Source organism: Gammaproteobacteria bacterium (genome assembly GCA_029880545.1).
Classification (GTDB): domain Bacteria; phylum Pseudomonadota; class Gammaproteobacteria; order Acidiferrobacterales; family SZUA-150; genus JAOUOD01.
On the sequence record JAOUOD010000001.1, the window covers coordinates 429,954 to 439,528 of the forward strand.

Sequence of the window (9,575 nt, forward strand, 5' to 3'; positions counted from 1 at the left end):
GGACAATAGAACCACGGAGGGTGATTCACGTGACGACTGTTCACTATCTTGTTGTTTCAACAGTACTGTTAATGGCGCATGTTATTCCGGTCGGTGTGGCCTATGTGCGTTACTGGGGCTGGAGTGGCGCCGCCGGTAACCGTGTAGCGATGCCGGACCTGCCTGGCTGGGCCCAACGTGCTTCGGCCGCCAGCCGTAACATGAGCGAGAATTTTCTGCATTTTGCCGTGTTGGCAATCATCGCCGTCATGCTGAAGATTGATGAGCCGGTTGTTGCCACTTCGGCGGCAGTATTTTTTTATGCACGATTGGCCTACTGGTTCGTTTATATTGCCGGTATTGCCTGGGTAAGAACCCTGTTATGGATAACCGGCCTGTCCGCCGAGCTGGTGATTCTTTATTGCATTGTTGTTTCGCCCCAATTCTCAATATAAAAAAAGACCGGGCCATGAGCCCGGTCTTCGTTTGTGCCTGTTACCAGGGTTACCTGACCGGCACGGTTCTCAGTGAATCACAACCAACAAAGTGGTCAACACCATTGCTCAGCATGCCGCGTACACAGGCCGAAGCATCGCCGGCAACCAGGCCACTGTCCTGGATCGGGTAATGGCCAAGCAGATCCATGTAGCCATCATGATTAACGTCTTGCAGGTGACCACCGCTCTTGTGTTTCGGTGCGGCTTCACCCGGGCCAAACTTGAGCGTAGAGCGATCGATAAAGCTGACATCAAACGTCGCTGATCCGAGAATTGCTACCGGAACAATGCCGTTGCCGTGTTCGACGTTCACCGGGTTGGCGCTGCTGCCCGGCTTGATATCAATCAGGACGTTAAGCGACAGGTCGACCATGCTGCAATCGGTAACACTGCCATCGCCACCGGCATCGGTGCCATGCGCGGTTACGCAAACTTCATGGTTGCTGTGTGACAACGAGCCTATGCTGGTTGCATAGTTGACCGTGATCGGACCATCCTGTGGCAGTCCGGGTGCGATATCGGCATTGCTGATGGCAACCGCAGTCGCGCCGTCAACACTGATATCCAGGCTGTTAAGTGTCGAGCCAATGGACTGGGTAATGGCATTGCCCAGTTGTGACATGTCGGTGACCACCTGGCACGCGCCCTGGCTGGTGGTAGACAGGTTGGCAACGGCCTGCAGGTTACCCAGGAAGGATGTGTAAGTGCACGTTGTGGCGTCGCCAATGGCAAAGCTCTTGATAGTGGTATTGGCAGGAATCATTGATGCCAGCGTGTGTACAGGATTACCAATTCCATTGATGCCGTCAGACAGGAAAATGACCAGGTTGGTGTTGTTGGTGTTGGCCGGATCATTCAGGACCTCGATTGCCTTGATCATGCCATCGTGATAGTTGGTCAGGCTGCCAAGAGACAGCAGGCTCGCCTGTTCTTCAATATCAGCAATACTGTTGCCATTGCCATCAAACGCCGGAGCGACCAGGAACCGCAGGCTTGCCGACAGATCGACATCAATTTTCTGTGCACCGGTGTGGAACGTGACCATTCCCGCCAGGCCGATGGAAGAAAACGGGTCAGACGCGGCCTGGTTCGCAGCCTTTATGGCTTGCTTGGTGCAGACGATACGGGTGTCAACAATGCCGTCTCCGGTGCAATCGACCAGGGCCGATGCGCTCATGCTGCCGGAAATGTCTATTACGTAGACAACGGTTGTATCCTTGATCGGGTCACCGGCTTCAACAGAAGCGGTACCGGAGACAATGCTTGGGTCACCGGCAACACCGGTGATTTCAACGCTGATGGAGGTGCCGCCCGGCAGTGCGCCATCAACGGCATGGGCGGGTGCTGTGCCAAGTAACAACAGCCCCAGGGTTATCGCGAGCAGGGATTTGCCTCGCATTTTATGCATGTGTGTGAATGAGTGTTGCATGATTGATCTCCTTATCGTGCATGATTGCGGATTAATTGTTTTAATGACATTTATTTTCGTCGCAGCCCAGAGTGCCCTTGTAAAAATCCGACCCCGGCATTTTTCTTTATTATTATGTAACTAAATAGTTACGGGTGTTGCTAGTGATTGCGCATAGTACGCAAACACCTGTTCTCGTCGCGGAAAAATTGTTGTTTATGTATTGAGGCTGTCGCGAATCCTTGTCGCGACGGGGGTGAGTATATGACAGGCGCGTATGCCTGTCACTAACTAAATAAACAGTACATTACTAATGATTATTAACAAGAATTACCTACGTGATCATCAAGCCAGGCGACTGTTGCTTGCTTGTCGTCCGCAATAGCCGCCTGTAGCAATTATGTTTTCTCCTTGTAACCGTTAACCATGGCGCGCACCAGGTTTTGGCCTTCGCGCACGCTGGCAAACATCACGCCGCCAATGTGAACAAAAATCAGTAACACTGTGACATGGGAAAAGAATTCATGGATTTCTTCCCAGAGCTCCTCGGCCGCGCTTTCTTCATGATGGCCGCGGTCGTCATCATCGTGCTCCCGGCCATCCACCAGCACCACCAGCGGGTTGGCGGCAACCGTGCCCGTGGACACGCCAGTGGATACAGTAGATAGGGCCTGGCTGTTGTTCGCCAGTGGGCCGTGGCCCTCGGCGCCGTACAATGCCAACCCGGAAATGCTGGTCAATATCAGGCTCAGCAGCAGGGCGATAACCATCCAGCCACCGAGCGGGTTATGGCCCAGGTAATGTTTCGCCTTGCCAGTGAGCATATCCCTGGCGTATTGCATTGCCGTTCCCGGCGCGGTGACAAAATCGCTGAAGCGCGCATGACGACTGCCGACCAGGCCCCAGAGCAGCCGAAAGCCGATCAGTCCCATAATAAAGTAGCCGGCATAAATATGAATGAGGCTTTCTTCCTCACCGCTGATGTAGGCAATTATAAAGCTGAGCACCAGGCTCCAGTGGAACAGCCGCACCAGCGGGTCCCAGACATAAATGGAATTGTTCAGATCTTGGTCTTTCATATACTGCCTCGTTTACCACCAGGTAATTGAAATGCTGATGGCGCTATAATGGGCCGGAAAAGCACAAAACACATCGGGCAGGTGTTCGATGCCAAGCCCCGTGGGACATGTGCGCGATGGCGACCAAACAAGACGATAATCAAGGTGAGAATCAGTGATCAGCCAGGCAGATAATAAAAAGGAAATGGTGCTCATTGCCATCCTGGCGCTGGTGATCCTCGGCGGTGGTGTTGATCTCTATACCGATGTATTGCACGGCGCCACCACCCAGCACATTCTCAAGGAAACCGCGGTGGTGCTGATTGCCGCGATCGCCATGGCCTGGCTTTGGCTGGGTCTGCGTCGGCAGGACAGGGAGCTTCGGCAATTGCGCGAAGAGTACCGCCAGCTGGACCAGGCGGCCCAGGCCGCCAGTGATTATGTGCTTGCCGGTCGCCGGCAAATGCGCGATGTCGCCGGTCGCCAGTTTGATGACTGGGGCCTGACCCAGAGTGAAAAAGACGTGGCCTGGTTGTTGCTCAAGGGGCTAAGCCTCAAGGAAATTGCCGCGGTCAGGAATACGCTGGAAAAAACCGTGCGCCAGCAGGCGTCCGCCATATACAAAAAAGCCGGCGTCGATGGTCGCCACGCCTTTGCCGCCTGGTTCCTCGAAGACATGATGTAACGGCATACTTGCGAATCATTCCCGTTTGGCCCGGGCTGCAGCGTCGTGGTTTGGTGCAAGCCAAAGGCCGCGCTAGAATGGCGAACCTATGAGTAACCCGTCACAACAACACACCGATACTGACATCCTGGTTATTGGCGGCGGCCTGGTAGGCGCCAGCCTCGCCTGTGCGCTGGCACCGCTGGGTCTGCGCATTACCGTGGTCGAAGCCTTCGAGCTCAAGACCGGTGGCCAGCCGTCCTATGATGATCGCACCACGGCGCTGGCCTATGGCTCGCGCCGGATTTTTGATGCTCTTGGTGTCTGGCCGGAAATCGAACAACGCGGCGCCTGCGCCATCAAGCACATCCATATCAGCGACAAGGGCCAGTTTGGTTTTGCCCGCCTGCATGCCAGTGAACTGGACATGGACGCATTGGGCTATGTTGCTGTTAACCGGGTCATGGGTGAGGCCTTATATGCGCGCATGCAACAGTTGCCGGGCATCGACCTGGTTTGCCCGGCCACGGTGGAAGCCGTGCATAAGCACGCCGATCATGCGCTGTGCGACATCATGCAGGATGGCAAGCCGAAGCAACTATCGGCAAAGCTGGTGGTGATGGCCGATGGCGGTCGATCCGGCCTGCGCGAAGCGCTGGGTTTTGAGTTTACAAAAAAGGATTACCGGCAGACCGCCGTCATTGCCTCGGTGGCCTGCAGTGCGCCGCACAACCATACCGCGTACGAGCGCTTTACCCAGACCGGCCCGCTGGCAGTGCTGCCCTTATATAATGGTCGTGTCGGTATTGTCTGGACAACCACACCGGAACAGCTGGATACCATACTGGGCTGGAGCGATGATACCTTCATCGCCGAGCTGCAGCAGCGCTTTGGTCAGCGCCTCGGCCGGTTCAGCGAGCCGGGCAGCCGGGCATCCTACCCGCTGTACCTCACGCAACTGAAACAGCATTACCGGGATCGCGTCTTGCTGGTGGGTAATGCCGCCCACGCCGTGCACCCGGTAGGTGGCCAGGGCTTTAATCTCGGCTTGCGTGATGTTGCCGCCCTGGCCGAAGTCATTGCCGATGCCGTGCGTCATGATCGTGACTACGGCAGTGATGCGCTGCTGGCCGAGTACATGCAATGGCGTGAGCGTGACAACAAGCGCGTATCACAGTTTACCGACAGCATGATTCGCATCTTTGCCAATGATCTACCCGGCCTGACCTTCGGCCGCAACCTGGCATTGAATATTGTTGACCTGCTGCCGCCGGTAAAGCGCGCCTTTACCCGGCGCACCAGCGGTCTTAATGGTCGGCTGCCACGCCTGTCACGCGGCCTGCCGTTGAGGATAAAAGCATAATGGCCGGCATCAGTCCTGATTACGATGTGATTATCGCCGGTGGCGGCATGGTCGGCGCGGCGCTGGCCTGTTGCCTGGGCGGGTCCGATCTTAAAGTTGCTGTCCTTGATGCGGCCGGCCCACCGCGGTGGGAAGGCAATGATTACGCCTTGCGCGTCAGCGCCATTACACCCGCATCCATTCGGCTGCTGAAAAAACTCAAGGCCTGGGATGTTATTGCCGCCGAGCGTTATGCACCCATCGATGCCATGCATATCTGGGAAGGCGAAGACAGCGAGCGCTACCTGGATTTCGACAGCGCCGAGATTGGCGCTGAGAACATGGGCGTGATTATTGAAAACCGCGTTGTGCAATCGGCGTTGCTAAGGCAGGCGCAAACGCACAGCAATGTACGTTACCTGAGCCCGGCATCGGTTGCTGCCTGCAATGATCATGATGACTGGCTCGACGTGCAGCTGGAAAACGGTGATCACCTGACCACGCGCCTGCTGGTGGGCGCCGATGGCGCACGATCAAAAGTGCGCGAGCTGGCGCATATTGATACCTACGGCTGGAGCTTCGACCAGACCGCCATTGTTTTTACCGTCAAAACCGAAAAGCCGCATGACCATGTTGCCCGGCAAACGTTCCTGTCCACCGGGCCGCTGGCGTTCCTGCCGCTGGATGATGCACACACCTGCTCCAACGTCTGGTCGGCCGACACCGACGAGGCCAGGCGCTTGCTGTCATTGAGTGATGATGAATTCAGAACCGAATTGCAACACGCTTTTGGCGATGTGCTCGGTAACATCGAATGGGTCAGCGAACGCGCCGGTTTTCCACTGACACTGGCGCATGCAAAAGAATACATTGGCCATCGTGTAGCCCTGATCGGTGACGCGCTGCATCGCATTCATCCCCTGGCCGGGCAGGGTGTCAACCTCGGTTTTGGCGATGCCGCGGTATTGGCCGAAGTCATTCTCAACGCCCATGAAAAGCGTCGTGATATTGGTGAGCGCCACAGCCTGCGTCCGTTTGAACGTTGGCGCAAGGAAACCAATCACAAGATGATTGGCCTCATGGACCTGTTCAAACGCAGTTATGGCAGTCGCCAACCTGCCATCATTAGCCTGCGCCGACTCGGCCTTGATCTCACCAACCGCATCGCCCCGATCAAGCACTGGTTCATGCGCCAGGCATCGGGCCTGGAAAACGAACTGCCGAAGCGGTTTTACTAAATAGACATCCTGTCCAAGGGGCTGCGGGCACCAGCCGCCCCGCGCCGGGTAACGTGGGTGTAAATTTGAGTGGTTTTCAGATCTTTGTGACCAAGAAGCTCCTGCAAGGTGCGGATATCCACCCCCTCCTCCAGCATATGCGTCGCAAAAGAGTGCCTTAGCGTATGAGTGCTGACATTGATTGGTAATCCAAGATCATTTGCCGCCTGCTTTATCCTGCGTTGTATAGTTTGAGAATACAGATGATGACGCCGAACAATTCCAGTTACACGGTCTGTGGACCTGTGAGCCGCAGGAAAAACCCATTGCCACGGCCACGATTTGCCGGCATTAGGGTATTTCCGTTCGAGTGCGTGAGGCAGATAAATTCCGGGTGCGCCGTCGGCACGGTCAAGCTCAAACAGTGTTCTTCCATATTTCAATTGTTGTTTCAGTGGGTCAATAAGCGAACCGGGTAATATAGTGGCGCGATCCTTGTTGCCCTTTCCCGAGCGAACAATGATATGTTCGTAAGAAAAATCGATATCCTTTACACGGAGTCGCAGCCCTTCCATTAACCTCATGCCGGTGCCATAAAGCGTCAAGGCAACCAGCTTATAGACGCCCGAAAGGTGACCAAGAAGCCGTGACGTGTCCTCAGGGGAAAGTACGGCAGGAAGGCGTTGCGGCCTCTTGGCGCGAACCACGTCATCAAGCCATTCCAGGTCAATGTTTAGCACTTTCTTATATAAAAATAACAGTGCTGAAAGTGCTTGATTTTGGGTAGAGGCTGATACATTCTTGTTTACGGCAAGGTGGGTGAGAAATGCAGTTATTTCCTGTTCACCCATTTCTTTTGGGTGGCGCTTGTTATGAAAGAAAATGTAGCGTCTTATCCATTGGGTGTAACTTTGCTCGGTGCGCAGGCTGTAGTGGTGAATGCGCAAACAATCACGCACCTGGTCCATCAGGCGAGGTGAATTCATGATCTGCCTCCTTGCAGAAAATCGAAACATGTTTGTCCGTAATAAAAAATACTAACCCCTTGATTACATTGGAATCAAGGATTTTATTTAGCCGAAAAGCTGGGTTGCAACTCATACATTTCGGCCACCGAAGTTAAGTTATGTGTAAATAGCCATGAATAAAGTCAAGAACAAATGGAGACTGATATTTCTACTTAGTTTATTGTTTTGGGTTCCAATTACGATTTACCTAATGAGCATTGTTCTAGATCAGGGAATATCTATTACATATATGTCGCAAGGCTATGAAGATACAGAGGCTGATTTAGAAAGGCTGGCTAAGCTATACCCAAAGAGTGCCCACTCAAAGAAGGACATCCTGTATTTGTTAAGAAAACAAAACCCAGATGGGTTTATTGTTGAAACTCAATGTACTATACAAATTCATGGTTTGCGCTTTGAGTTTAACAACAAGGGGAAGCTGCTCAACATCACCGTACAAGCAGAATCGAAACCAGAGTATGACTGCAAAAACACATAACACAGCACTCAAGCCGACCCAACTCCGCGGCGCTTGTTTTGTGCTGGTTAGCACAAAACCAATCACCGCTACGGCGGTCGGCTTAGTTTAGCGTTATGTATCAATGACGCATATTGATGAATAGAAAAAAGATTGTTGGAATTAGTGCAATTAGTGTAGTGGGTATTGCTGTATTTATTCCACTATTGCTTTATGTTTTGGTAGGTGTTTTTTCTTATTTTATTAGTGACAACACACAATATTGTCCGATATCACACAAATTGAATGATTTATCAGTATGTCATGTGCTTGATAAAATGGAAAACAGGATACTTCTCCAGCATGGGGACTTAGATACAAACTGGTTCTATCTGGAAGTAATAGATAATGGAAAATCGTATAACTATAAATTCCCGAAATATATTAAAAGAGTGGGAAAGGGTGACTATTCGGCAAATTTAATAGTGAACGAAACAAGATTTATATTGGTAAATGGCAAAAAATATAAACTAGAAAAATATGTCGGAAGAACAGAATGATACATAACAAGTACATAAATGCGTTCGCTCCGCTCACTTGGACGCGCTACCGCGCGCCCATTATGTAATCGTTAGGTGATATTGAATGTCATCCACGAAAATAATCGATTGCATACTCTGGGACTTCGGAGACACTTTATCTGTATGGCGTGGTGGTAGCCCTGAGTGGATGACTGCGTACAAAAAAATAGAAGAAAAGATAGGAATTAGCTCCGCTTGGAATCTTGGGTTGATTGAGACGGAGAAGGTTTTAACACTTCTTGCTGAAACTTTGAAAATCACGGAGTCCGAAGTTTACAATCACTTGATGCGAGAGGACTTGTTTGAATTTTTCCCGTTTACTCACAACTTTTTCATGTCTCGACATTTACCGCAATCAATCGTCACGATAAATCCACCTCTGTTTCGTGAAATGACAGCTCCACTCGGTCTCGACGACGTGATTAGTACTATCGTAATCTCGGGAGAAGAAGGAACTCTAGACAAAGGTGTGCTATGTGAAATTGCATTGCAACGCATGAATATTAATTCTACAAACGATCGTGTACTATTGATTGATAACCTACAAGCAAACTTGGATTCTTGGATGGATCGAGGGGGCATTGGATACCTCTTCACCAATGACTCTGAGTTTCAAAAAGATGTTGCGAATGGAATTGATGGGCTCGCTTCCCGAATCTGAGAGGTTACCTAACAAGGCAAATTCACATGGACAAATTTAAGCTGTTCCACTTCGTTCCACAACTTAAATTTCCCAGTGATTTGTGGCGTTATAAGGTATAGGCATGACACACGATGAACTAACAAGGCTTTTGGTTAAAATTGCTGGTGCATATGTTCTTGTATGGGCTATAACGGAAATACCAGCCTTTATAAGCTATTATTTTATGCTAAATTTAGCAGAGGAGTCAGCCTTAAGCTTCCTAGGTGTAAGTGTAATTCCTTTCATTTTGGTAGTTATGTTAGGAATTGCTCTTATATATTTCCCTGGCATGATCTCAAATGCATTAATAAAGGGCGAAAGAGACAATAAATCAGAAGATAATATAAAAACACTACAGCTTGTTGCGTTTCGCGTATTGGGACTATACCTGTTATTTCGTGCAGTATCAGACCTCACATATCATGTCAGTTCATTACTCCTAAATAAAAAAGAACACAATATATTCAATACTCCTGATTTAACGTTGTACTCTAATATCTTTGCAACATCTGCAGAATTCATTTTTGCGGCTATTTTAATTATGGGTGCAAAAAATATCATTCAACTACTAGAAAAAATGAGGCAATGAAATATGCCTTATAACAATTCGTTCAAATACGCAGGTGTTTCACACCTGCTCGGACCGCGCAAAATGCGCGCGGCCCTTTAACTCTGACGTTAGG

The 9,575-nt window shown here is 50.9% G+C and carries 11 protein-coding genes; 8 read left to right on the forward strand and 3 right to left on the reverse strand.

Features of this window, described 5'->3' with window-relative positions:
* The first annotated feature begins 29 nt into the window (after positions 1–29).
* Positions 30–434 (forward strand): MAPEG family protein, encoded by a 405-nt coding sequence (locus OEZ10_01990; GenBank protein MDH5631744.1) that lies wholly within the window; start codon positions 30–32, stop codon positions 432–434.
* 49 nt (positions 435–483) lie between these two features.
* Here OEZ10_01990 and OEZ10_01995 read toward each other — a convergent pair whose 3' ends face one another.
* Both OEZ10_01995 and OEZ10_02000 read right to left on the reverse strand, forming a co-directional pair.
* A complete protein-coding gene (locus tag OEZ10_01995) occupies positions 484–1,905 on the reverse strand; it encodes a VWA domain-containing protein (protein ID MDH5631745.1) in 1,422 nt (473 codons plus the stop codon).
* Positions 1,906–2,282: 377 nt separating this feature from the next.
* Positions 2,283–2,963, reverse strand: a complete 681-nt coding sequence (locus OEZ10_02000; protein MDH5631746.1) for a cytochrome b/b6 domain-containing protein — start codon at positions 2,961–2,963, stop codon at positions 2,283–2,285.
* A 154-nt stretch (positions 2,964–3,117) separates the two neighbouring features.
* Between OEZ10_02000 and OEZ10_02005 the strand changes: the two genes are divergently transcribed.
* From OEZ10_02005 to OEZ10_02015, 3 genes are all read left to right on the forward strand, one after another.
* A complete protein-coding gene (locus tag OEZ10_02005) occupies positions 3,118–3,627 on the forward strand; it encodes a LuxR C-terminal-related transcriptional regulator (protein MDH5631747.1) in 510 nt (169 codons plus the stop codon).
* A gap of 88 nt (positions 3,628–3,715) precedes the next feature.
* A complete protein-coding gene (gene ubiH, locus OEZ10_02010; GenBank protein ID MDH5631748.1) occupies positions 3,716–4,969 on the forward strand; it encodes a 2-octaprenyl-6-methoxyphenyl hydroxylase in 1,254 nt (417 codons plus the stop codon).
* Entirely contained in the window at positions 4,969–6,186 is a 1,218-nt protein-coding gene (locus tag OEZ10_02015; GenBank protein ID MDH5631749.1) for a UbiH/UbiF/VisC/COQ6 family ubiquinone biosynthesis hydroxylase, read from the forward strand. Before ubiH ends, OEZ10_02015 begins: the two co-directional genes overlap by 1 nt.
* On the opposite strand, the gene OEZ10_02020 is transcribed toward OEZ10_02015, so the two are convergent.
* Positions 6,183–7,151 (reverse strand): integron integrase, encoded by a 969-nt coding sequence (locus OEZ10_02020; GenBank protein MDH5631750.1) that lies wholly within the window; start codon positions 7,149–7,151, stop codon positions 6,183–6,185. The genes OEZ10_02015 and OEZ10_02020 overlap by 4 nt on opposite strands.
* 232 nt (positions 7,152–7,383) lie before the next feature.
* Here OEZ10_02020 and OEZ10_02025 point away from each other — a divergent pair, with 232 nt between their 5' ends.
* The 4 genes from OEZ10_02025 to OEZ10_02040 all read left to right on the forward strand — a co-directional run bounded on the left by OEZ10_02025 (position 7,384) and on the right by OEZ10_02040 (position 9,481).
* On the forward strand, positions 7,384–7,671 hold the full coding sequence (locus tag OEZ10_02025) for a hypothetical protein (GenBank protein ID MDH5631751.1): 288 nt from the start codon (positions 7,384–7,386) through the stop codon (positions 7,669–7,671).
* 116 nt (positions 7,672–7,787) lie between these two features.
* Positions 7,788–8,189: a hypothetical protein gene (locus tag OEZ10_02030; protein MDH5631752.1), complete on the forward strand. Its 402-nt coding sequence runs from the start codon at positions 7,788–7,790 to the stop codon at positions 8,187–8,189.
* 85 nt (positions 8,190–8,274) lie between these two features.
* Complete coding sequence (locus OEZ10_02035; protein ID MDH5631753.1) at positions 8,275–8,871, forward strand: hypothetical protein; 597 nt, start codon at positions 8,275–8,277, stop codon at positions 8,869–8,871.
* A 103-nt stretch (positions 8,872–8,974) separates the two neighbouring features.
* The gene (locus tag OEZ10_02040) at positions 8,975–9,481 is read left to right on the forward strand and encodes a hypothetical protein (GenBank protein ID MDH5631754.1); all 507 of its coding nucleotides are present in this window, start codon (positions 8,975–8,977) and stop codon (positions 9,479–9,481) included.
* Positions 9,482–9,575: the final 94 nt, after the last annotated feature.

Coding starts and splice junctions, on each gene's coding strand:
- OEZ10_02040 (MDH5631754.1), top strand. CDS start 8,975: ATGACACACGATGAACTAACAAGGCTTTTGGTTAAAATTGCTGGTGCA.
- OEZ10_02015 (MDH5631749.1), top strand. CDS start 4,969: ATGGCCGGCATCAGTCCTGATTACGATGTGATTATCGCCGGTGGCGGC.
- OEZ10_01995 (MDH5631745.1), bottom strand. CDS start 1,905: ATGCAACACTCATTCACACACATGCATAAAATGCGAGGCAAATCCCTG.
- ubiH (MDH5631748.1), top strand. CDS start 3,716: ATGAGTAACCCGTCACAACAACACACCGATACTGACATCCTGGTTATT.
- OEZ10_02035 (MDH5631753.1), top strand. CDS start 8,275: ATGTCATCCACGAAAATAATCGATTGCATACTCTGGGACTTCGGAGAC.
- OEZ10_02025 (MDH5631751.1), top strand. CDS start 7,384: ATGAGCATTGTTCTAGATCAGGGAATATCTATTACATATATGTCGCAA.
- OEZ10_02030 (MDH5631752.1), top strand. CDS start 7,788: ATGAATAGAAAAAAGATTGTTGGAATTAGTGCAATTAGTGTAGTGGGT.
- OEZ10_02020 (MDH5631750.1), bottom strand. CDS start 7,151: ATGAATTCACCTCGCCTGATGGACCAGGTGCGTGATTGTTTGCGCATT.
- OEZ10_02000 (MDH5631746.1), bottom strand. CDS start 2,963: ATGAAAGACCAAGATCTGAACAATTCCATTTATGTCTGGGACCCGCTG.